This is a genomic window from Bacillus xiamenensis (assembly GCF_001857925.1).
In the GTDB taxonomy this organism is placed as follows: Bacteria; Bacillota; Bacilli; order Bacillales; family Bacillaceae; genus Bacillus; species Bacillus xiamenensis.
Genome location: NZ_CP017786.1, coordinates 585335 through 608972, shown reverse-complemented (window position 1 = coordinate 608972; position 23638 = coordinate 585335). Strand labels below are relative to the sequence as shown.

Annotated in this window: 21 protein-coding genes and 1 pseudogene; 17 read left to right on the top strand and 5 right to left on the bottom strand. The window is 41.3% G+C overall.

Annotated elements, in window-relative coordinates; genetic code table 11:
• Window positions 1-13 precede the first annotated feature (13 nt).
• From BK049_RS03035 to BK049_RS03030, 3 genes and pseudogenes are all read left to right on the top strand, one after another.
• Window positions 14-1123, top strand: a complete 1110-nt coding sequence (locus BK049_RS03035; protein ID WP_071167815.1) for a threonine synthase — start codon at window positions 14-16, stop codon at window positions 1121-1123.
• A 98-nt stretch (window positions 1124-1221) separates the two neighbouring features.
• Window positions 1222-1471: pseudogene (locus tag BK049_RS18695) on the top strand (cupin domain-containing protein); the annotation flags it as partial.
• A gap of 293 nt (window positions 1472-1764) precedes the next feature.
• The gene (locus tag BK049_RS03030; RefSeq protein WP_071167814.1) at window positions 1765-2247 is read left to right on the top strand and encodes a hypothetical protein; all 483 of its coding nucleotides are present in this window, start codon (window positions 1765-1767) and stop codon (window positions 2245-2247) included.
• 31 nt (window positions 2248-2278) lie between these two features.
• Here BK049_RS03030 and pdxR read toward each other — a convergent pair whose 3' ends face one another.
• Window positions 2279-3718: a MocR-like pyridoxine biosynthesis transcription factor PdxR gene (gene pdxR, locus BK049_RS03025; RefSeq protein WP_071167813.1), complete on the bottom strand. Its 1440-nt coding sequence runs from the start codon at window positions 3716-3718 to the stop codon at window positions 2279-2281.
• Window positions 3719-3863: 145 nt separating this feature from the next.
• Here pdxR and BK049_RS03020 point away from each other — a divergent pair, with 145 nt between their 5' ends.
• From BK049_RS03020 to BK049_RS02990, 7 genes are all read left to right on the top strand, one after another.
• Window positions 3864-5033, top strand: coding sequence for an MFS transporter (locus BK049_RS03020; RefSeq protein ID WP_071167812.1), 1170 nt, complete (start codon window positions 3864-3866; stop codon window positions 5031-5033).
• 63 nt (window positions 5034-5096) lie between these two features.
• The gene (locus BK049_RS03015) at window positions 5097-5375 is read left to right on the top strand and encodes a barstar family protein (protein WP_008359067.1); all 279 of its coding nucleotides are present in this window, start codon (window positions 5097-5099) and stop codon (window positions 5373-5375) included.
• A gap of 158 nt (window positions 5376-5533) precedes the next feature.
• Window positions 5534-6484, top strand: a complete 951-nt coding sequence (locus tag BK049_RS03010; protein WP_008359069.1) for an ABC transporter permease — start codon at window positions 5534-5536, stop codon at window positions 6482-6484.
• Window positions 6477-7427: an iron chelate uptake ABC transporter family permease subunit gene (locus BK049_RS03005; RefSeq protein ID WP_008359071.1), complete on the top strand. Its 951-nt coding sequence runs from the start codon at window positions 6477-6479 to the stop codon at window positions 7425-7427. The genes BK049_RS03010 and BK049_RS03005 overlap by 8 nt, the downstream gene beginning before the upstream one ends.
• Entirely contained in the window at window positions 7418-8176 is a 759-nt protein-coding gene (locus tag BK049_RS03000) for an iron ABC transporter ATP-binding protein (protein WP_008359073.1), read from the top strand. The genes BK049_RS03005 and BK049_RS03000 overlap by 10 nt, the downstream gene beginning before the upstream one ends.
• Window positions 8177-8198: 22 nt before the next feature.
• A complete protein-coding gene (locus BK049_RS02995) occupies window positions 8199-9143 on the top strand; it encodes a siderophore ABC transporter substrate-binding protein (RefSeq protein ID WP_071167811.1) in 945 nt (314 codons plus the stop codon).
• 139 nt (window positions 9144-9282) lie between these two features.
• Window positions 9283-10242, top strand: coding sequence for an LCP family protein (locus BK049_RS02990; RefSeq protein WP_008355118.1), 960 nt, complete (start codon window positions 9283-9285; stop codon window positions 10240-10242).
• A 40-nt stretch (window positions 10243-10282) separates the two neighbouring features.
• Here BK049_RS02990 and BK049_RS02985 read toward each other — a convergent pair whose 3' ends face one another.
• Together BK049_RS02985 and BK049_RS02980 are read right to left on the bottom strand one after the other, a co-directional pair.
• Complete coding sequence (locus BK049_RS02985; protein WP_232532167.1) at window positions 10283-10714, bottom strand: enoyl-CoA hydratase; 432 nt, start codon at window positions 10712-10714, stop codon at window positions 10283-10285.
• A gap of 88 nt (window positions 10715-10802) precedes the next feature.
• Window positions 10803-11165: a YhjD family protein gene (locus BK049_RS02980; RefSeq protein ID WP_008355122.1), complete on the bottom strand. Its 363-nt coding sequence runs from the start codon at window positions 11163-11165 to the stop codon at window positions 10803-10805.
• Between the two features lie 157 nt (window positions 11166-11322).
• Between BK049_RS02980 and BK049_RS02975 the strand changes: the two genes are divergently transcribed.
• Window positions 11323-11940 (top strand): TVP38/TMEM64 family protein, encoded by a 618-nt coding sequence (locus tag BK049_RS02975; protein WP_008355124.1) that lies wholly within the window; start codon window positions 11323-11325, stop codon window positions 11938-11940.
• On the top strand, window positions 11940-12452 hold the full coding sequence (lepB, locus tag BK049_RS02970; RefSeq protein WP_008355125.1) for a signal peptidase I: 513 nt from the start codon (window positions 11940-11942) through the stop codon (window positions 12450-12452). Before BK049_RS02975 ends, lepB begins: the two co-directional genes overlap by 1 nt.
• Before the next feature lie 37 nt (window positions 12453-12489).
• Here lepB and BK049_RS02965 read toward each other — a convergent pair whose 3' ends face one another.
• On the bottom strand, window positions 12490-13635 hold the full coding sequence (locus BK049_RS02965) for an AbrB family transcriptional regulator (RefSeq protein WP_008355127.1): 1146 nt from the start codon (window positions 13633-13635) through the stop codon (window positions 12490-12492).
• Window positions 13636-13906: 271 nt separating this feature from the next.
• On the opposite strand from BK049_RS02965, the gene BK049_RS02960 reads away from it, so the two are divergent.
• Genes BK049_RS02960 through BK049_RS02950 form a run of 3 tightly spaced genes read left to right on the top strand, consistent with a single transcriptional unit; the run spans window position 13907 to window position 15629 of the window.
• On the top strand, window positions 13907-14329 hold the full coding sequence (locus BK049_RS02960; RefSeq protein ID WP_008355129.1) for a BlaI/MecI/CopY family transcriptional regulator: 423 nt from the start codon (window positions 13907-13909) through the stop codon (window positions 14327-14329).
• Entirely contained in the window at window positions 14322-15161 is an 840-nt protein-coding gene (locus tag BK049_RS02955) for a M56 family metallopeptidase (protein ID WP_008355132.1), read from the top strand. The genes BK049_RS02960 and BK049_RS02955 overlap by 8 nt, the downstream gene beginning before the upstream one ends.
• A gap of 57 nt (window positions 15162-15218) precedes the next feature.
• The gene (locus BK049_RS02950; RefSeq protein ID WP_008355134.1) at window positions 15219-15629 is read left to right on the top strand and encodes a DoxX family protein; all 411 of its coding nucleotides are present in this window, start codon (window positions 15219-15221) and stop codon (window positions 15627-15629) included.
• A gap of 195 nt (window positions 15630-15824) precedes the next feature.
• On the opposite strand, the gene BK049_RS02945 is transcribed toward BK049_RS02950, so the two are convergent.
• Window positions 15825-16271 carry a ferritin-like domain-containing protein gene (locus BK049_RS02945; protein WP_008355136.1) on the bottom strand — a complete coding sequence of 149 codons (447 nt, stop codon included), beginning with the start codon at window positions 16269-16271 and terminating at the stop codon, window positions 15825-15827.
• Window positions 16272-16438: 167 nt separating this feature from the next.
• Between BK049_RS02945 and addB the strand changes: the two genes are divergently transcribed.
• Both addB and addA read left to right on the top strand, forming a co-directional pair.
• Window positions 16439-19948, top strand: coding sequence for a helicase-exonuclease AddAB subunit AddB (gene addB / locus BK049_RS02940; RefSeq protein ID WP_071167810.1), 3510 nt, complete (start codon window positions 16439-16441; stop codon window positions 19946-19948).
• Window positions 19926-23630: a helicase-exonuclease AddAB subunit AddA gene (addA, locus tag BK049_RS02935; RefSeq protein ID WP_071167809.1), complete on the top strand. Its 3705-nt coding sequence runs from the start codon at window positions 19926-19928 to the stop codon at window positions 23628-23630. The genes addB and addA overlap by 23 nt, the downstream gene beginning before the upstream one ends.
• Window positions 23631-23638 lie beyond the last annotated feature (8 nt).

Here is a 23638-nt window from a genome sequence, read left to right as displayed (position 1 = left end):
TAGGGGGATGGCTATGCTAAAAGAAACCTATGTTTGCACCTCATGTGAGACAGCCTATCCAAGTACACCTGATATTTGGAAATGTCCGTGCGGCGGTCTTTTGAAAATAGAGTGGGAGAAACCAGCGTTTTCAAAAAAAGAGATTCAAAGTGAGTTACCTGGAATGTGGAGATATGAAAAGGCGCTGCCTTTTCATTCGCCATGTAGCGTGTGGGAAGAGGTCACTATGGGTGAAGGATATACGCCGCTTGTGCCGTTATCACAAGATGATCCTCACACATTTGTGAAAGTAGATTACATGATGCCTACGCTTTCTTTTAAAGACCGAGGAGCAGCTGTCCTGATCGCAAAAGCAAAAGAATGGGGCGTCAAAAAGGTGATCGCTGACAGCAGTGGAAACGCCGGTACTTCTATTGCCGCCTATGCGAAGCGTGCTCAGATTGAATGTGATATCTTTTTAGGGACATCCACTTCACCGAAAAAAGTCGCTCAAATAAGCGCACATGGAGCGAATATTCGTATGGTTGATGGAACGAGGGAGGATGTGGCAAAGGCAGCGCAGTTGGCAGTTCAGCAAGAGGGAACGTTTTATGCCAGTCATGTGTTTAATCCTTACTTTTATGAAGGAACGAAAACATACGCTTACGAAATGTGGGAACAGCTTAGCCGCGTGCCGGATACGTTAATCATTCCTGCAGGCAACGGCACACTTCTATTAGGCGTTTACCAAGGTTTCTGTGAACTATTAGTGGAAGGTCTCATTGAGGCATTGCCGAAAATCGTCGCGGTGCAAGCAGAAAACTGTGCCCCGCTTGCCGAAGCTTTTTATGAGCAGCGTCTTGAGAAAGTGTCGGTTCAAAATAAAGGAACGATAGCTGAAGGCATTGCCATTGCAGCACCTGAACGTGCAGCACAAATCCTTCACGCCACGAAGCAGACAAATGGGTATATTTTGACCGTGAATGAGCAAGAGATTAAGGGCGCACACACAGCACTAGCAGCGAAAGGGTTCTACGTTGAACCAACCACAGCAGCCAATTATGCTGGCTTTTTGAAGCACCGAAGAATGGCACATGAACGGATTGTGCTGCCGCTATGCGGAGCGGGATTAAAAGCCATTTAAATTCAAAAGGGGAATCACTAATTGAAATCCATTCATCTAAAGGACATTTACATAGCACTGGTCATCGCTGAAATGAATGATGTGCAATGAAAATATAAGGGGAATTCGTTTGGCATCAGCATGATCACACGGACGAAGTATTTCTCGTCATTGAAGGTGAGATGGAAATTGAGTTTAGAGATGGCAAGGTTGAACTGAATGCAGGAGACTTGTATGTGATGCTTAAAAGGAAAAGAGCACAAACCGTTCGCACAGGAAAAATGTCATGTCATGCTGGTTGGACCGCGGGGAGTTGTCAATACGGGAGATACTTCATCTGAACTGACAGCAGAAAACGATGTGTGGATTGGATATCATGCAAAAGGAAAAGGCGCCGAAAGGGGTCTTTTTTATTTCAGAAAAAAGGACGAGATTGAAACCATACGTGCGTCTCTCGTCGTCTATTGACTGTATCAACATGAAATGGCAGGGAAATGTGAACCATTAGAAGGATTTTCATTCATTTCCTCACAAATCGCAGAAGTGATACAGGCGGTCTGTTACAATAAAAAGAAGTCATTTCTTGTAAGGTGTTCGTATGAGGTAAAAGATGATCATTTTTGACCGATATGAACGAATGGGAATAGAAATGGAGGCTCTGTATGAAAAAACGATGGCATTTGATGCTGCTATTTACCGTGACAGTGACACTACTCACAGCCTGTAATCAAGCAGGTCAGCCGCCTTCAAAACAAAACACAACAGGAGACACGTATGAACAATGGGTTCAGCGTTATATGGATGAGTTAAATGAAGCCTATGAAAACATGACCGATCAATTTATTTCAGACGGACATGGGAAAATCCAAGCAAATGAAAAATTGAGAAAAGCGACGAAAGCATTTGATCGTGTGATTCAAAAAGGACTTGCTCATCAAGAAGTTCCAGCTGCGTATAAAAAGGCTGACAAACAATTAAAGACAGGCCTTGCTTCATTTGAAAAAGGAATTGACAAGGTGGAGCAGTTGTTGAAGCACCCCGATCAAGAAAAGTTGTTTATGTCAGCAACCCAGCATTTTCAAGATGGATTGCAAGAGACAGCCTCATATATTGAAGAAGTGGGGAACATTCAGCAATCACGTTAAAAAGACCCGGAAGTCAATCTTCCAGGTCTTTTTAGATGCAAAATGTTTGCTTTAACCGGCGCACGCCTTCTTGGATCATGTCTTCATCCGTACAGGCAAAACCAAGCAGCAATCCTTTTCTTTCGCTTTCATAGCAATAGGGGCTTAATGGATAAATGCCGACGCCCGCTGCTTTTGCTGCCTCAATACTGCCTTTTTCATCAAAGTCTGGTGTTCCTTCTAAAAATACATGAAGACCTGTATCGGTTCCATATAAATCGAAGTGTTTGTCAAAGTGATGTGTCAAAAGGGCATGCATCATGGCGGCCTGCCGCTTTTTATACACCTGTCTCATTCGCCTGACATATCGGTTGAATTCTCCTTCTCGGAAAAAAGATGCAAGTGTGATTTGCTCCATGATCGGCAGCTGTCTTTGAATAAGCGATTGCAGTGCAGCGATTTCTTTGACGACAGCTTGAGAGCCGATAATTGCGGCAAGACGGATGCCTGGTGCGAGCACCTTTGAAAAACTTAATATATAGATCACATGGTCAGGTGCTTCTGAAAATAAGGAAGGAAGCGGCCCGCCATGATAACGATAATCCCCATCAAAATCATCCTCTAATATATAAGATTGATGTTTGACAGCAAACTGCAGCAGTTGCTGTCTTCTATTGACGCTCATACAGACGCCGGTTGGACGCTGATGTGAGGGCGTCACAGCGATTAGCTTTGTACGTTCTGGCAATGTATCCACGATCATTCCTTCTTCATCTACAGCAGCAGGATGAATGTTCATTTCACGATGTAAAAAAGAAAGTCTTGCTCCGGGAAAACCAGGATCTTCAACAGCCACCATATCCCCCTTTTTGAGCAGTACTTGTGAGATTAAGTCAATGGCTTGCTGCGTGCCCCCTGTTAACACCATTTGATCTTCTTCTATCTCGATGCCTCGTTCAACAGATAAGTATTGGCGAATTTCTGAGCGCACTTCCCATAATCCATGCGGAGAGGAATAGCCCCAATCTTTCATATCTAAGCGCTGTAATGCTTTTAGAAGCGAGCGTTTCCAAATGTTTTGAAAATGTTCGTCGATGGCTGGTTCTTGATGGCGAAAGTCAATCTCAAGCTTCTCATGAAATTGATTGGCCGATAGCCAGTGATCCATTTGTTTTTCAGCCTCGTCAAAGTGAGGTCTAACTGGAAGCGCAAAAGGCGGCTCGCTTTGACGGGGAGGAGAAGCTGCGTATTGATCACTTGAAATGACCTTTGTCCCGCCTCTTCTAGAGGTGCTCACATAGCCTCTTGCCAGCAGTTCATCATAGGCGAGCTGTACGGTTGATCTTGATACGTTGAGCTCCTGTGCCAACACTCGCGATGGCGTTAACTGATCATCAGGATTCAGTGTTTTTGTATGAATTTTTTGAATGATACCAGTGACGATTTGCTGCCAGAGCGGGGTAGAGCTTGAGCGGTCTAAATGAATATACACGGTGCACCTTCTCCCTTACTTTTAGGTCATCCTATCATGATGACATGAGATTTTGGACTGGTCAATAGAGTGATTTTTGGATGTAGGAAGAAATCCAAATGGTGTGTACACTGGTTCATATCATTTATAAAGAGGAGAGAGTCCAATGATTCCTGCATCAAAAGAAGAAACAGCCCATCTATCCATGGTGCCGTTTATGATTGTTTTATTTGGCCTTTTCATGATTACGGCTGCTGTGAACCTGCAAGTGCCTCTTTATACGGCGTATGCAGACCAAGCAGGATACGGAAAGGCGGCTACTGCCCTTGTATTTGCCGCATATGTATTCGGACTTATACCGGTATTGCTGTTACTTGGCGGCATATCAGACCGGGCTGGCCGGAAGCCGATTTTATTGGTCGCACTCTGCTTCTCGTTATGTGCCACTCTTTTGATGATCGTGGAGCCGACCATTCAAATGCTTTTTGCAGCCCGGCTGCTCCAAGGAGTGGGGCTTGGCTTAAGTGTTGGAACATGCACGGCCTACTTGATTGCTTTATACCCAGAGAAATCAAGCTGGATTCCAACTTTTATCGCACTATGTAGTTCTGTTGGGTTTGGGGGAGGTGCTCTTTTTACAGCGATACTTTCCTTTCAACATGTGTCGCTGACGCCGCTTAGTTATTGGGTTGTGTTGGTCTTTTTCATCCTGACGATTGTTGGTGTATTCTTTTTTGTGCCGCCTGTCCAAGGAGATGCGGGCAAACCGTTAATGAACATGCCAAGGTTTCCAAAAGGGACAATGCTGGCGAACTTAGCCATTGCCATTGCATGGTCTGTGTGCGGTCTCATCATTTCTATTTTGCCAGCACAGCTTAAACTAAATGGCTATGAATTGTGGGTAGGACCGGCGCTGTTTTTTATTAATATAGCAGGTGTCCTGATGCAGCCATTTGTTCGCAAGATGAATAGCAGCGCAGCGCTCAGGATAGGGTTTATTTGTCTTCCATGTGGATATGGTCTGTTGTTATTCGGTGCAAATGGCGGATCCATCCTCCTTGTGCTTGCTGGAACTCTTTTGGCGGGCACTGCTTGCTATGGATTTACTTACTTAGGGGGCTTGCAGCTCATTGTCGAACAAGGGAAGAAGGAAGCGGCTAGAGCCGTTGCAGGGTATTACTTGTTTGCGTATCTAGGTCTTGGCATACCGAGTGTGTTTGTTGGTCTCTTTGCTGATATCTACGGTACTCAGACGGTATTAACCCTCTTTTTCTTGATCGTTTTTGCAGCTTGCCTCATCCTGTCGACCTTAGGGTTCAGGCAGAATCAAACGTGAGAGGTCTTCTTTCTCTTTCCCATCCCTTTCGTTTAAAATAAAGGCAGGAGAGGGGGAGATGATATGAAAAAAGTACAGCTGGATGGTGCGATGTGCAGATCGCAGGAGGCGCTTCATGATCAATTAAAAACAGTCTTGCAGCTACCTGACCATTACGGGAAAAATCTTGATGCGCTTTGGGACTGTTTAACAGGAGAAGTGAGTCTTCCTGTAGAGCTTACATGGATCAATTATCAGGCAAGCAAAGACGAGCTTGGCGATTATGCAGAGAGCATGAGGCAGTTATTTCAAGAAGCAGAAGAGGAACTAAAGGGGCAATTCCAATTGAACATTCAATCATAAAAAACAGCTGATTCTGAAGGCTGTTTTTTTGTGTAAATGAAATCGTTTCTCATTCTACTATTGAATATTTCACTAAATATGATAATATATGAACTGTCGCTTAATTGATAATGATAATCATTTGTGACGGAGCGCTTGATAGAAAGTGAGAAACCTGTATGAAGTTGTACCAATTAAGTTTGTTGTTTGTGTGTTTGGCATGTGCGTCACTGTTTGTCGGTGTACAGGATCTGTCTATTTTACAGTTGTTTCATCTAACAGATGAACAAGTGCAAACCTTATTATCAAGCCGCATCCCGCGGTTGATGAGTATTGTGCTTGCTGGCATGAGTCTGAGCATATGCGGCTTTATTATGCAAAGCATGACGAGAAATAAATTTGTATCTCCAACCACTGCAGGAACAATGGATTGGGCCAAGCTTGGGATCTTGGTCGCCATGCTTGTTTTTACACAGGCAAGCCCGCTAATGAAAATGGCTATCGCTTTTCTATTTACTTTAGCCGGTAATCTATTATTCTTAAAAATTTTGCGCCATATTAAGGTGAACGATACGATCTATGTACCGTTAGTCGGCTTAATGTTTGGCGGGATTATTAGTTCTATCTCCACGTTTATCGCCTATAAATATGATCTGATTCAAAACGTATCAGCATGGCTGCAAGGGGATTTTTCTCTTATTGTTCAGGGGCGTTATGAGCTGCTCTATGTGAGTGTTCCGCTATTGATCATTGCGTATGTATATGCGGACCGTTTTACAGTGGCTGGTATGGGCGAGAGCTTTGCCGTCAATTTAGGTTTAACGTATAAACGTGTGATGGCAGTTGGTTTGGTGATCGTTTCGATGATTACTTCTGTCACGATTTTAACTGTGGGTATGCTGCCATTCCTCGGCTTAATCATTCCTAATATTGTATCGATCTACCGAGGGGATCATCTGAAAAAGAGTCTGCCGCATACGGCTTTACTAGGTGCCATTTTTGTGCTCATCTGTGACGTACTCGGACGGGTGATCATTTATCCATATGAAATTTCTGTCGGGCTCATGGTCGGCATCATTGGAAGTGCGATCTTCCTGTACATGTTATTAAGGAGGAAGCGCTATGCATAAGAAACGAATGCTATTTCTCATTGCAGCCATTGCAGCCGTATTTGTTGTCATTTTTATCACCTTTCAAATGGGGTACTGGGAGTACACAGTGCCGAGCCGTTTAAAGAAGGTACTTGCGATGACATTGACAGGGGGCGCTATTGCCTTTTCCTCTGTGGTGTTCCAAACCTTGACCAACAACCGAATTCTAACACCAAGCATTTTGGGACTAGATGCGCTGTATTTGTTTTTGCAAACGGCGATTATCTATCTTTTTGGATCGACCAATTGGATGATCACTAATAAGAACCTGAATTTTTTCCTTTGCGTTGGATTGATGATTCTTTTTTCCGTACTTCTATATACGGTGATGTTTAAACGCAAAAACAAGCACATTTTCTTACTCCTGCTTGTTGGGATTGTATTTGGTACATTGTTCAAAAGTCTTTCTTCCTTTATGGAAATGCTCATTGATCCGAATGAATATCAGGTTGTACAGGATAAATCCTTTGCAAGCTTTAATCATATGAACACAGATATCCTCCTCATCGCTTCTGTTTTATTTGCGGCGCTGTGTCTTTATATTTGGACATTCCGCGCTAAATTAGATGTGATGTCGTTAGGAAAGGAACATGCTGTGAATCTCGGGATTGACTATGACGGTATCACCAAAAAGATGATGATTGTCATTGCCGTTCTTGTGTCCATTGCGACGGCCCTTGTCGGCCCTATTACATTTCTTGGCTTACTCGTCGTGAACGTGGCAAGAGAGCTCTTTCGTACATACCGTCATACGTACTTGCTGTTAGGCTCTTTTTTCATTAGTGTCATTGCCCTTGTCGGCGGGGAATTTCTTGTGGAAAAGATATTTAGCTTTCAAACGCCGCTTAGTGTGCTGATTGATTTAGTCGGTGGCTTGTATTTTATTTACTTACTTTTAAAGGAGAGTCGTTCATGGTCGTGATGAAGGGAGTCAGTAAGACATATAATGGAAAAACAGTGCTTTACGAAACAACTGTCAGTGTGAAAAAAGGACAACTGACCTCTCTCATTGGTCCAAATGGTGCGGGCAAGAGCACACTTTTGTCCATCATGAGCCGTCTGATTCAGCCAGACACAGGTGCAGCTTATCTAGAAGACAAACCATATAGTCAGTATCCTCCGCAGGAGCTGGCGAAAAAGATGAGCATTTTAAAGCAGTCCAATCACATGAGTGTACGTCTGACCGTTCGGGAGCTTGTCAGCTTTGGCCGTTTTCCGTACTCACAAGGCCATCTGACAAAAGAGGATGAGAAGATGATCGATGTGTCCCTTCAATACATGAAGCTTGTCGATATCCAGCATCAATATTTAGATGAACTGAGCGGCGGACAAAGACAAAGAGCTTTTATTGCGATGGTGCTGGCTCAGGATACGGATTATATCTTTTTAGATGAGCCTTTAAACAATTTGGATATGAATCATTCTGTGGAGATGATGAAGCTGTTTCAGCAGCTCGTGAATGATCTGGGGAAAACGATTGTTGTGGTTCTCCATGATATTAACTTTGCATCTGTATATTCCGATCATATCGTCGCCTTAAAAGATGGACAGATCATCAAAGAAGGCGGAGCAGACGAAGTGATTCAAACCGATGCACTTGAACAAATTTATGACATGCGTATACCGATTGAAATCATTCGCGGTGAGCGCATTTGTTTATATTTTTCTTAAAAAAACGAAGAGGTGAAGAAGTATGAAAAAATGGATATGGTTGATGACTGTATTAACAGCGATGGTTGTACTCGCTGCCTGTGGTAACCAAGGGAAAACAGAAGGAACAAGTGAGGAAACCGTGACGGTTAAAGACATGCTGAATAAAGATGGCGTGAAAATCAAGAAAAACCCGAAAAAGGTTGTTGTGTTTGATATGGGAAGTCTTGATACGCTAGACAAACTAGGTGTGAATGTGACAGCTTTACCAAAACAAGTGATCCCTAAATATTTATCTAAATATGAAAGTGACAAATATGTGAATGTCGGCGGTTTAAAAGAGCCGAACTTTGAAAAAATTGCAGAGCTCAAACCGGACTTGATTATTATTCAGCACCGTCAAGCAGATGCATTCGACGAATTTTCTGAAATTGCCCCTACGATTTACATGGATGTAGATAATGCAAACTATATGAAATCATTTAAAAAGAATGCCGAAACGTTAGGAAAGATTTTTGATAAGGAAGACAAAGTCAAAAAAGAACTTTCAGCGATTGATCAAAAAGTGGATGCATTAAAGAAACAAGCAAAAGAGTTAAAGAAAAATGGTCTTGTGATCATGGCGAACGACAGCAAAATGACGGCATTTGGTCCTAAGTCAAGATATGGTCTGATCCATGATGTATTTGGCATTACACCGGCTGATTCAAAGCTTGAGCCATCTGACAAACACGGACAAAGCATTTCATATGAGTATATGGTCAAAACGAACCCAGATTACTTATTTGTTGTTGATCGCGGTGAAGCGATTGGAGAAGAAACGTCTGCGAAACAGCTTGTTGAAAATGATTATGTGAAATCAGTCAAAGCGATCAAAAACAATCATGTGGTGTATTTGAACTCTGACATGTGGTATTTAGCAGGCGGCGGCCTTGAATCATTGAATGCCATGATAGATGAAGTGAAAAAAGGAATTGAACAAAAGTAATGGATGAAAAGCTGCTCATATCGAGCGGCTTTTTTATTGTGGATTCATAAAAATATGTTGCGTGCAGGAAACTTTCGTTAAAATATGTTATAGTGGAACCTACATTGCTAGACTAAGATAGAGTGAGGGTTCGGAAAGGATGAAGGAAAAAACAAGAGCAAAAAGAAGAAGGCTAAGACCTTGGGTGAAAGTCGTGCTGTTTATCATGGCATTTGTCATGGTAATGGCGGTATCTGTGACAGGATACGCATACTATAAAATTTCAAAAGCGTCGAATAAAGCGCAAGTATCATTAGAAAGAGGAGAGACCTCGCAAAAGCGTGTGAAAGCTTTTGATCCAGGAAAAGATAGCTTTTCGGTGCTCCTCTTAGGGATTGACAGCCGTCCAGGTGAAACGGTAGACGAAGCAAGAAGTGATGCGGTCTTACTTGCGGCGGTGAATCGAACAGAGAAAACGATCAAGCTTCTTAGTATTCCTCGTGATTCTTATGTAGATATACCGGGAAGAGGCTATGATAAAATTGCTCATGCTCATGCGTTTGGCAGTGCAGATTTATCAGTCAAAACGGTAGAGAATCTGTTGAACATTCCCGTAGACTATGTGATTTCAGGGAACTTTAAGGCGTTTCAAGACATTGTCGATGAGCTAAATGGAATTGATGTGACGATTGAAGATGAGGGCATTGCAAAACAAATGGAAAAGGATTCAAAAGGAAAAGTTCATGTGGAAACAGGCACACAAACACTCAGCGGTGAAGAAGCATTAGCGTTTGTGAGAACGAGAAAGGCAGATAGTGATCTCATGCGCGGAAAGCGCCAAATGGAGGCACTTCAAGCCATCTTTGAAAAATCAAAATCCATTTCTTCCATACCGTCATATGACAACATCATTGATACACTTGGTGATAACGTCTCCACTAATTTATCCATGAAGCAGTTTATCGGTCTTTACCCTTTACTAAGTTCATTGAAATCAGTGGATACTCTTCAGTTAAAGGGGCATGATTATCAGCCTGGGAATGTGTACTACTTTGAGTTAGATGGAGCTGGGTTAGAAGAAGTCAGACAAGAGCTGAGAAAGCAGCTTGAATTATCATAAATCATGAAGAAGCCTGCCGCAGTGGCAGGCTTTTTGTCTTTTAATAGTAGAGGGTTGCAGGCATCGTTGGGTACCACACGCCATTTAAAGCAAGCGCCCAGCCATATACTTTTTCGCCGGATTCAATCTTGTCCTTCACCGCAGTGAGTGTTTCGTATGAAAAGACTTGATAAGACTGTCCGGTTTTTTTAGCGACAATGACCGATAGAATATTGTCATTGAATACACTCGGCTCCTCGTCATTACTCGTCCAAGCAATTCGATTATAGTAAGTTGTGTTAAAAGGATTCTCGAGTGCCTTCACTTCAAACTTCACTCGTTTTCCAACGATAGAAACCGTTGTATAGGCCACACTTGTAAATTGTGTAGATGCTGCTGCTTCTTGTTTTCCTGTTTGCACTGGTTCTAATGCAGAAACTGTGCTTGGCACAAGTAACCCTGCTGCTAAAGTGAGTGCTGCTATTTTTTTCATCACTATGCAATTCCTCCTAATTTTTGGTATGTTTATCAATTCGCCAAAAATTGGAGAGTTCCTTTTCGAATGTAAAATATAACCACATTTATTTTTCTTGATGGAGAAAATATTGGGTGAGCATTTCCTCTACACGATGACGTATACGTGGATTAAAATATTTATGCTTTTCTTCATAACCATTCATCATAAATAAATATGTCGTAAAACCTTCATCGTGTTCAATTTGCTGTACTTTCATTTTTTCTTGACGTAAATGCTGTTTCAATTGATAAAGAGCTGTTTGTGCTTCTTTTAATGAAGATGTGACAAGCTGAATATATGGTTCATTTAGTTTAAATGTTTGATGTTTTTTGAGGTGCGTCAAGTCACGGTTGAGGATGGAGATGACCATTGGAAGAAAGATGGCCTGTTCCATCATCTGAAGCTGTACACTTGATAGTCTTGTCATGTCCATGCCTGCTTTCTTTATAAATAGAACATTTGTTCTTATTTATTATATCGGATGAGTCTAAAAATCTCAAGGGGAAGGAGAGGGATTCATTTGTATATTTTTATGCTTTCCATGTAAAATGAAAGATAGACAAACCTTGAAGGAGTCAAACAAGTTGCCATCATTTCTTTCCATATTTACTCATGAACATATCACATCATTTTTTGAGAGCTACAAGGCCTTTGGCCCAATTGTGGCCATATTGCTTCCTTTAATAGAAGCATTTCTGCCATTTTTACCCCTCGTTGCGTTTGCTGTGGCAAATGCAAATGCCTTCGGGCTATGGGAAGGCTTTTTATTGACCTGGATTGGTGCAAGTGCAGGATCTATTCTTGTCTTTTTACTGATCAGAAAATTTGGACAGATGAGAATGCTGAACTTTATCAGCAGACACCCTTCCATTAAAAAGCTGATGCTTTGGGTGGAAAAACGGGGGTTTGGCCCGCTTTTTATTTTACTTTGCTTTCCTTTCACCCCTTCTGCTGCCGTCAATGTAGTAGCAGGACTATCAAGAATTAGCATCTGGCAATTTTCATTAGCCGCTTTATCAGGTAAGTGTGTCATGCTCTTAATGATTAGTTTTATTGGCTATGATCTTTCGTCTTTGGTAAAGAATCCGTTAAGAAGTGTTTTTGCAGTTCTAGTCATCGCTTTATTATGGTATGTTGGAAAGAGAGTAGAAAATAGGTTGAACATTCGGATGAGTCAGCGTGAGGACAAAGGAGGCTCTTAATGAAAAAGAAGCCATTTCTGTGGTTGATGATTATTACATGCATCGTCTTATTGTTCCAAGTAAAGAATTTCATGTTTGTCACGTACAAAGTAGAAGGGGTTAGTATGGACCCGACATTTACAGATGGGACAGAATTATTAATCAACAAGTTCTCACCAAAACTCACGAAAATTAACCGGTTTGATTACGTTCTCTTTCATGGGCCTAAAAATCAAATTTTGATCAAACGGGTCATTGGACTGCCAGGGGAAACGCTCAAGTATGAAGACGATCAGCTATTTGTTGATGGTGCGAAATGGAAAGAGCCATATTTAAAAGAGCAGAAAAATCATAAAATGGGCAACGTCCTGACAGGTGATTTTCAGCTAAAAGCCATTACAGGCCATCATAGGATACAAGATAATCATTACTTCGTGATCGGAGATAACCGAATACATAGCTTTGACAGCCGGCATTTTGGAACCATCTCAAAGGATCAAGTAGTCGGTGTAAAAAGGCATCAACATGAATAAAAAAAGAGGCGCTTTGCATAAGCAGAGCGTCTCTTTTTTATTTGGCGGCTTTATAATCAGTCTGTCTTTTTGCCCAAAAATGATGTAAGAAACGAAAAAATGGTGGCAACATGGCGATCACCAAAATAATTCTAACGACTTGTACAGCAACAACAAAGGTGGAATCCTCATGGAGTGTGACTGCTGTTGTCGCCATTTCTGCAATACCGCCAGGCGAAAAAGCAAGAATGGCCGTAATGACAGAAATCCCTGTGATCTCTGCAATCGCAATTGAACTAAGAACAGTTGCAGCAATCAGTCCGGCTGAGCTGACGATGGCCACAATCAAGGTGTTTTTTAGTCCGACAAACATTTGTTTATTCATTTTTGAACCGATGGTTGCCCCTAGAAATACCTGTGACGCAATGTTCGCTTGGGCTGGCCAGTAAGGAATCAAATCATGACCAATCAAGGCACCTGCACCTACTTGAAGTGCTGCGACACTTAGCATACTGCCAATGAGCCAAGGGGCAGGAAAATGAAGACGAACGGCTAGACGTGACATAAGCCAAGCACCTAAAATGAGAGCAGCTGTCCACGAGATGTTTGACAGTGTGAACACGCCTGATGAAAAGGCGCTGCCTTGTACTGCTGCGGCCGCATCTGATTGGCTTTTTGTATTTAAATAAAACACTGTAAATGGAATGGTGAGTACAACCATTAAAACACGTATCGTTTGGACAAGACTCACTACAGCTGTATTTGCTCCAACCTCTTGGGCAATTCCCGGCATAGCGGATAAACCGCCGGGGGCAGTACCAACAAAGCTGGTCAGCATATCTGTTTTGCTCAGCTTCCATAAGACAAACCCGGAGAGCATGGCTAATAAAATAGAAAAGACAAGCATGAAACTCACTGGAAGCCAATTTTCAGCGAAAATGTGAAGGACTTTCATGTTCATTTTCTGCCCTAGTTCGATTCCAAGAATGAATTGACCAAGGAGTAGCCATCTGCTGTGAATACGTAAGGTGTTGTATCCTTTGCGCTGAAACAGGGTGGGGCGGCGCATTGCCATAAACGAAGCTGTGATTAAAGTACCAACCATCCAGCCAATAGACATCCCTGTTAAAGACAAAAGAAATCCTCCTAAACCGCTTATCGCAATCAGAATGAGATCGGTTCGAAGGCTGTTTCCTTGTTTCATCAAATGTAAACCTTCTTCCTATATCTTTGTTCAGTAAGTGAAATGTTGATAAGTTCACTATAATACAAACATCTTTATAAATAAAATACGAATTTTTTTAGCATTTTCATAAGATTACCTTATAGTTTAAATACAAAAAGATTGTTTTTGTATAAATAAGTATATAATTTTTACCAAAAGCAGAGGCAATACACAACGATTTTCCCCTATTTTTGTTATCAGTTGACTATCATTTTCAATTACACTACACTACTTAGTGTGAGGTGATGACATGAAAATTCCTTCTTTTAAATATAACGAAAAGGGATTGAACCGTTTTTTCGGTCCTTTAGAAGGAAGGATTATGGAGATCCTTTATCAAGGTGAGGATATGCCGATTAAAGAAGTCCAGCAGAAGCTGTCAGATGAGAAGCCGATTAATTTCAACACGGTCATGACTGTACTGAATCGCTTAACCGAAAAAGGAATCGTGGAAAAGAAAACAAAAGGACGTTCTTCTATCTATAATCCTATTTTAACAAAAGAAGAATTTTTAAATGAGCAAACGAAATGGATTACACAAGGTCTGATGGATGATTTCGGTCCTTTGGCAGTGAATCATATGGTGGACGCGATTGAAAGTGCTGATCCTGAATTACTTAAAGTGCTTGAAGCAAGGCTTGCATCAAAAAAAGAGGAGAAGCGGCATGATTAAAATGAAATCGAGACTGCTGTTTTTGGGTGGTATATTGATTGGTTTAGCGATTTTTTATCAGATGGGTTATTACTTGCTCTCAGGCTTTTTTGGCTGGAATCAAGCATATAATCTGATCCATGTATGCCAGTCTGTTCTCGAATTCTATGGATTCACTCCTTTAAAATATTTTCTGGATGCTTTGGTTCTATATACATTAGGTTTTGCCGTTTTCTATATGACGAAGCAGATCAGAAAGTATATGCATTTCAAAAGCAATATGATGATGGCAGTCGATCAACCATCGACGAAATGTCTATCAGAGAAGTATGAAAATGACATCATTGTATTTCATTGCCGAGAACCGCTTGCTTTCGCAATGGGAATGCTTCACCCAAAGGTTTACGTATCAACAGGTCTTATGAGCATGCTTGATGAAGAGGAAATTGATGCGGTTGTTCATCATGAATTGCACCATAAATACAGTTATGACCCTTTAAAGGCTTTCGCTTTTTCAATGCTCACAAAAGTGATTTGGTATATTCCAGTATTGAAGCATATGAGACAAAGCTACTCCGTTTTTCGTGAAGTGATTGCAGATGATTATGCCATTCAGCAGACAGGCACTGAGCTTGGAGTAGGACAAGCCCTTTTGAAACTCATTAAAAATAGAACAAAGTTTCAAAAACAAACGAAGTTTGCGGTGTCCTTTGGAGATCGGGCGTTGAATTTAAGAATACAAAAGATCTTAAACCCAACATACAATATCCCATTCAATGTACCACTCATTCCAATCGTGACATCAGCCATCCTCATGTTGGTCTTAATGATTATGCTTAACCTAAATTACTAATTTTTTTTACTAATTAACATTACATTATGTAGTGTAAAAACAGGAGGAAATCACTATATGAAATCAAATCAAGAAATAGGAACACTTTTCGTACGCGTGATCTTAGGTATTATTTTCTTTATACACGGGCTTCAGGCATATCAAGGAGGTCTAGGAGGCACAGCTGCATTTTTTGGTCAAATCGGTGTACCGGAATTTATGGCCTATGTTGTAAAGACAATTGAGCTTGTCGGTGGAATCGCCCTGATTTTAGGTTTAGGGACACGTATTTTCGCCGCTTTATTTGTACCGATTATGGCTGTGGCGATTATCACAGTTGGTTTTCCAAAAGGATTTGTGGGCGGTTATGAATTTGAACTTGCGTTATTGGTTATGGCGCTTTACTTGACACTTAGCGGCAGTAAGATGCTGTCAATTGATGGATTGCTAAAGCATCAGCAGCAAAGCAAAGAAGCAAATTTTCATTAAAAGATCTAAAAAACTCCTTCTGCTATTTGTGGCAGAGGAGTTTTTTTATTGGTCAAATGCACTTTTTCTTGTTGGAAAAAGTGAAAAAGGAGAGACATTTCGTAGATGACAGCACTCTATTTCACATATTGAATGAGCAAAAAGACATTTTCAATTTTTGACGGAACATACGATCTCCTATTAAAATAAGACTAACTAAGAAACATGGTGCGTTAAAAGATAGAGAAACCACACAGCATGCTGCTGTTCATCTTGAGCGATACGTTTCATCAATTCTTTTGTTCCTTGATCGCGGACATAGTCTGATACCGTTAAGTAAAAATCGACTGTTTTCTGTTCGTCTTTAAAGGCAAAAACGAGACCTTCTCTAAATTGATCTGGACAAGGTTCTGTTACGCTTGGTTTGTGGTTTTTACCAGTTAAAGAATAGTATAGCTTTGAAAATAGCTGATAGTGTCTGACTTCATCCTGACGTATTTCTTGAATGATTTTTTTCGCCTCAGGGTTTTTGGCTTTTTGGGCAAGTTTTTCGTAGCATTGGATCGCAGAATATTCGCCATTGATGGCCTTCTCAAGGTCTGAAATGATCCTTGTGTTTTGGCGCATGTCATATGGTGAGTAGTCATAATAACCGTAATACATGATATTGCCAGCCTCCTTTTAGATCATGATGGTTTATGATATGAAAGGAGTTGGGAAAGGTGCCTATTTCTTTTCAATGAGGAAGGAGAAAGGGAAGGTGAGAGGAAAATAGCTATTTACTTTTATTTTCGCTAGAATATGAGTACATAAGAAAGGTGTTGTGGAACGTGGAGATTCAGTTTTTAGCAGGCAGATCGGGGAGTGGAAAAACGACTGCAATCTTAGAAGAGATCAAAGAACAACTTAGGCTTGATCCGCTGGGTCCGCCCATCATTTTTTTAGTCCCGGATCAAATGACATTTTTAATGGAATATGAGCTTGCAAAAACGTCTGACGCTGGCGGTATGATCAGAGCCAAAGTCTTTAGTTTTACTCGTCTTGCTTGGTCTGTTTTACAGCAGACTGGCGGAGCGAACCGGCAATTTGTCACTAGCACGGGAATTCAGATGCTCTTAAGAAAAGTGATTGAAGAGCAGAAAGACAAGTTTAAAGTATTCAAAAAAGCGAGTGATAAGCCGGGATTTGTTGAGCAAATAGAAAAGACGATGGCTGAATTTAAAAGGTACTGCATGATGCCGGAGGATATTGAAAAAATATCAGTATCCAGCTTGCATTCAGAGTATACAGAAGAAAGACGGGCTGCCGAAAAGCTGCATGATCTGCATGTTCTTTATCAGCAGATGGAGCAGTATTTACAAGATGAATATGTGCATTCAGAGGACTACTTGACACTTCTGGCACAGCAAATTCCATTATCTGAGGAATTAAAAGGAGCACACATTTATATAGATGGTTTTTACCAGTTTACCCCGCAGCAGCTCCTAGTCATTGAACAGCTTCTGCTCCATGCAGCAAAAATAACGGCTGCTTTCACAGTGGATCGTCCATATCATGAGACACAGCCAAATGAACTTGATTTATTTCGGATGACCGGTAAAACATATTTTCAGCTTTATCAGCTTGCCAAAGAGTGTGGATCGTCCATTTCTGAACACATGTTGGAGAGAAATAAGCGGCATCTTCATGCACCAGATCTTGCTTATTTAGAAAACCAGTATGAACAAAGACCGCTTCAGCCTTATCAAGAAGAAACGCCTCATCTCACCGTGTCAAAAAGCGCAAACAAACGAGCTGAAATGGAGGGAGTAGCGAGAGATATTCTTGATTTAGTGAGAGAGGAAGGGCTTAGGCTGCGTGACATCTCAATTGTGGCAAGGCATGTTGACGACTATAAAGATACGTTAAAAGAGGTGTTTCGAGATTACGATATTCCTTTTTTTATTGATGGAAATGAATCAATGCAGTATCATCCGCTCATTGAATTGATTCGTTCAAGCCTCGATGTCATAAAAGGGAACTGGCGGTATGAAGCGGTGTTTCGCTGTGTGAAAACAGAGTTCCTATTTCCGCTCGAACTCGCCAAAAACAAAGCAAGAGAACAGGCAGATCAGCTAGAAAACTATTGTATTGCTTATGGTGTAAAGGGCGAACGCTGGACAAACGGCTCTCGTTTTCATTACAGGCGATTTCAATCATTAGATGAAGATTTTGGACAAACAGATCAAGAAATTGAAATGGAACAAATGCTAAATGACGTAAAAGACTGGATTGTTCCTCCTCTTTTTCAGTTGCAAAAAAGATTGACAAAAGCGCAAAAGGTGAGAGACATGGTGGAGGCTCTCTATGTCTTTTTAGAAGAAATACAAGTACCGGATAAGCTTGAAAAGGCAAGACTTGAGGCTGAAGAAGCAGGCAGGCAGGCTGAAGCGATGCAGCACGGGCAAGTATGGGATGCTGTGATTCAATTAATGGATGAATTTGTTGAAATGCTCGGCGAGGAGGAGCTTTCCTTTCCATTATTCCAACAGATGATGGATACAGGATTGGCATCTCTAAAGTTCGCTTTGATTCCACCTTCACTTGATCAAGTATTTGTAGGAAGTATGGATTTATCCAGAATGTATCAAGTGAAGTGCACATTTATCATTGGCGTAAATGATGGCGTTATCCCTGCGCGGCCTTCTGATGAAAGTGTATTGTCTGAGGATGACCGGGAATGGTTAAAGCGTGCAGGAGCAGAGCTGGCAGAGACAGGAAAGGAACGGCTGCTGGATGAGCAGTTTTTAATTTACCAGGCGTTATCCAGCCCATCCCGCCATCTCTATTTATCCTATTCAGCTTCAGATACGGAAGGGCGATCTCTTTTGCCTTCGACGCTCATCAAGTATTGCCAAGAACTGATGCCACATCACCAGCATGCGCTTTATGTGTTAGATCCAGAGCAACTGGATGATCAGGAACAATTAAAATTTGTAGCAAACGAGCATGTCTCGTTATCCTATACCGTCTCACAGCTGCAGCAATGGCTTAATCAATATCCCATCAGCGGTGTATGGTGGAGTGTATATAATGATTTAATGACGTCGCCTAATCGTGATGTATCAAAAAAGATCATGTCAAGTTTGTTTTTCACAAATAGAGCGAAGCGATTAAAACCAAACGTCACAAAAGAGCTTTATGGTGATCATATTCAAGGCAGTGTTTCGAGAATGGAGAAATTCAATGCGTGTGCATTTTCTCATTTTGCTTCACACGGGTTAAAACTAAAAGATCGCCAATTTTACAAATTGGAAGCACCCGATATCGGTCAGCTGTTTCACTCGGCGTTAAAGCATATTTCAGATACACTTGTTGAACAAAAAAAGGAATGGAAAAACTTAACGAAGGAAGATTGTGTGTCCTACTCAAGACATGCAATTGAACAGCTGGCTCCGCGTTTGCAAAAGGAAATTCTATTAAGCTCGAACCGGCATGCTTATATGAAAGAAAAACTTCAAAAAATCCTCATAAGAGTTTCTTCTATATTAAGCGAACATGCCAAAGTGAGCGGATTCTCTCCGGTTGGACTTGAATTAGGATTTGGAGGTCAAGGCCCTCTGCCGCCATTTACTTTTCAATTAAAAAATGGCTGCACGATGGAGCTGGTCGGAAGGATTGACCGAGTGGATAAAGCAGAAGGTTCAAAAGGACTGCTTTTAAGAATTGTCGACTATAAGTCTAGCGAAAAGGGGCTGGATCTAGCAGAAGTATACTATGGTTTGGCGCTGCAGATGCTCACTTACTTAGACCTGACCATTACGTATTCTAAAGAGTGGCTAGGCATGGAGGCGACACCGGCAGGAATTTTATACTTCCATATTCATGATCCTCTCATTCAAGCGCCTATTCCGCTGGCAGAGGATGAAATTGAACAGGAAATCTTCAAGAAATTTAAAATGAAGGGTCTATTGCTCGAAGACGTAGAAGCTGTGAAGCTGATGGATCAAACGCTTGAATCAGGAAGGTCGCAAGTCATCCAAGCCGGTTTGAAAAAGGATGGGTCTTTCCGGTCTGACTCTGCGGTATTAAGTGAAGAGCATTTTCACATTCTCACAAAACACGTTCGGCGTACTTTTGAAGAGGCAGGGGAGAAAATTACAAATGGTGAGGTAGAGATCAATCCATATAAATTGAAGGATCAAACACCTTGCCGCTTTTGCTCCTTTAAGTCTATTTGTCAGTTTGATGAATCAATAGAGGATAATGAATTTAGGGTGCTTACATCTGAAAAGGATGATGTCATGATAGACCGGATCAAAAAAGAAGGGGATCAGTATGCAAATACCAAAACCGAATAACAGTACTTGGACGGATGATCAATGGGAAGCCATCGTTTCAGAAGGACAAGATATTCTTGTTGCTGCGGCGGCAGGGTCAGGAAAAACGGCTGTCTTGGTTGAACGGCTGATTCGAAAAATGACCCGGCCAGAGCAGCCAATTGATGTGGATCGCCTGCTCGTTGTGACTTTTACGAATGCATCTGCGGCAGAAATGAAGCACCGGATCACTGAAGCCCTTGAAAAGGAATTATCCAAAAATCCTGGGTCACTTCATATAAGAAGACAGCTGTCCCTCATGAATCGTGCCAATATTTCTACCTTGCACTCCTTTTGTTTACAAGTTCTCCGTACCTTTTATTATGAGATTGACCTTGATCCAGGCTTTCGTTTAGCCGATCAAACAGAAGGAGAATTATTAGGAGACGAAGTGTTAGATGAGCTGTTTGAGGATGAGTATAAGGCTGGAAAGCCAGCATTCTTTGAACTGGTTGACCGTTACACATCAGATCGTCATGATTTAGATCTTCAATGGCTTGTAAAAAGAATATATGAGTTTTCTAGATCGCATCCATCGCCTGAACAATGGATGCGGGCATTCCTATCTCTCTATGATGTGGATGCACAAACAAAAGTAGAAGAATTACCATTTTACCCTTATATAAAAGAGGATCTTTCTCTCGTTTTAAGAAGCTGTCAGGAACTGCTTGAACAAGCTCTGACCCTATCAAAAGAGCCGGGCGGCCCAGCACCGAGAGCAGAGAATTTTATAGATGATTTAGAGCAAGTGAATGAATTAATCACAAATCAAGATGATTTTGAGAAACTTTATGAGCTCGTACCGAACATCAATTTTAAAAGGCTAAAGACGTGTAAAGGGGACGACTATGACCCTGTTCTCGTAGAAAAAGCTACAGATGCACGCAATCAAGCCAAAAAACAATTAGAAAAGCTAAAAGATGAATACTTTATGCGCAATCCTCAGCAGCATCTAAAAAGCTTGGCTGAAATGAAGCCAGTTGTAGAAACACTTGTGGAACTTGTCATCCAATTTGGAGAGCGTTTCGAAAGAGCAAAACAAGAGAAATCAATCGTAGACTTTTCGGATTTAGAGCATTATTGTTTACGCATCTTAGCAAAGCAGGATGCGGAAGGACATCTAATTGAAACAGAAGCAGCCAAATACTATCAACAGCAATTTGAAGAAGTGCTCGTTGATGAATACCAAGATACAAACCTTGTCCAAGAAACGATTTTAAAGCTTGTATCTAAAGGGGAACGTCCTGCAGAAGGGAATCTCTTTATGGTTGGTGATGTGAAGCAGTCTATTTATCGCTTTAGACTTGCTGAGCCGATGCTCTTTTTAAATAAATATAAACACTTTAAAAGAGACAGCAAAGATACAGGGAAAAGAATTGATTTAAACAAAAACTTCCGCAGCCGGTCTGATGTTTTAGACAGTACAAACTTTCTGTTCAAACAGCTGATGGGAGAAACTGTTGGAGAAATTGAATATGATGAACAAGCTGAATTAAAGCTTGGAGCGAGTTATCCGCAAAGCGAAGACACAACGACAGAAATGCTCCTTGTACACCTAGATCAACACGAAGCAGAAAGTGATGAAGAACGAGAAGAACTGGAGACCGTACAATTTGAGGCGAGGGTGATTGCAAGGAAAATAAAAGAATTGGTGGAACAACCTTTTCAAGTGTATGATGCAAAACAAAAAATAAGCCGCAACTTGCAGTATCGAGATATCGTGATTTTGCTAAGGTCTATGCCGTGGGCACCGCAAATGATGGAGGAGTTGAAGAAGCAGGGAATCCCTGTTTATGCGAATCTTTCCTCCGGCTATTTTGAAGCTACAGAGGTATCTGTCGTTCTTTCTTTGTTAAAAGTAATCGATAATCCATATCAAGATATCCCGCTTGCAGCTGTCTTAAGGTCACCTATTGTTCATTTAGACGAAAATGAGCTGGCACTCATTAGAACGAGTGATAAAAAAGGCACTTATTATGATGCTGTAAAGGCATTTATGAGTGTGACGCATTCTGATCATCCGACATGCAAAAAACTGGAGCAATTCTTCTTCCTGCTGCGTAAATGGCGTGATTTCTCCATGACTCATTCGGTAGCAGAATTAATTTGGGAAGTGTACCGTGATACACATTATCTGGATTATGTTGGCGGGATGCCAGGGGGGAAGCAGAGACAGGCGAATCTCCGTGCTCTTTATGATCGAGCCAAACAGTATGAGAAGGCTGCATTTAGAGGGCTGTTTCGATTTCTTCGGTTTATCGAACGAATGCAGGAGCGTGGAGATGATCTTGGGGCGGCGAAAACGTTCAGTGAAACAGAGGACGTTGTCCGTATGATGACGATTCATAGCAGTAAAGGACTCGAATTCCCAGTTGTGTTTACCGCAGGGCTTGGCAGGAATTTTAATATGATGGACCTAAATCAGTCCTACTTGCTTGATAAAGAACTAGGCTTTGGCAGCAAATATATTCACCCTGAGCTGAGAATTAGTTATACGACATTACCGCTTGTAGCGATGAAAAAAAAGATGAGAAAAGAGTTATTATCTGAAGAGCTGAGGGTTCTATATGTGGCGCTTACAAGGGCTAAGGAAAAATTATTTTTGGTCGGTTCTGTCAAAAATCAGGTGAAAGCTTTAAGCAAATGGCAAAATGCCGCAAACGGAGAAGAGTGGCTCCTCCCTGATTTTGAACGTTATCAAGCCAAAACATACTTAGATTTTATTGGACCTGCCCTCATTCGTCACCAAGCAATGAAGCCTATTTTAGAGGAATCAAGAGATGTCGTTCTTTCGCATCCATCATCATTTACCATCACATTTCATCAAGCTTCCGATCTTCTAAAAGAGGATGTGTCACTTGAAAAGAAGAAGCAAGACGAAGTGATGCAAGCATTAATGGAAGGTGTGCCTGTTGAAGGGTATGGCGATTATGAAGATGAAGTAAAAGAAAGACTTTCATGGCGATATCCATATTTAGCGGCCTCTCAAGTCGGTACAAAGCAGTCGGTTTCAGAGATAAAAAGGATGAAAGAAATCCAGGATGAATACAGTGTGCCTTCTTCTATTCGAAAACCGCGTGCGACATTGTATGACAGGCCGGCTTTTATGAAGAAAAAAACACTCACTGCCGCAGAGCAAGGTACAGCGATGCATACGGTGATGCAGCATATTCCGCTTCCTTCAGCTGAGGCCTATGATGAATCTCGTATACAAGAACTGCTCGATTCCTTAAAAGAGCGAGACTTACTAACAGATGAGCAAATCGATTCCATCAATCGAGAAGGAATTGCTGCCTTCTTTTCTACTTCTATTGGTCAAAAACTGCGGAAAGCGGACTGGGTGAAACGAGAAGTGTCGTTTAGTATGGTTTTACCTGTTAAAGAGGTATACAGCCACATTGAGGTAGAGGGTGAACCTGTGCTGATTCAAGGAATGATTGATTGTTTATTTGAAGCAGATGGTAAGCTCTATTTACTTGATTATAAAACGGATAGAGTGAGTGGCAGATTCTCAGGCGGACTAGAGGAAACGAAAGCGATGTTGAAAAAACGCTATGAAACACAAATAGCGTTGTATGCAAGAGCGGTAGAACGTTTAACAAGCAGAACATTAGAGGAGAAAATCCTCTATTTCTTTGATGGGAATTTAGAAATTTCTTTATAAATGTACTG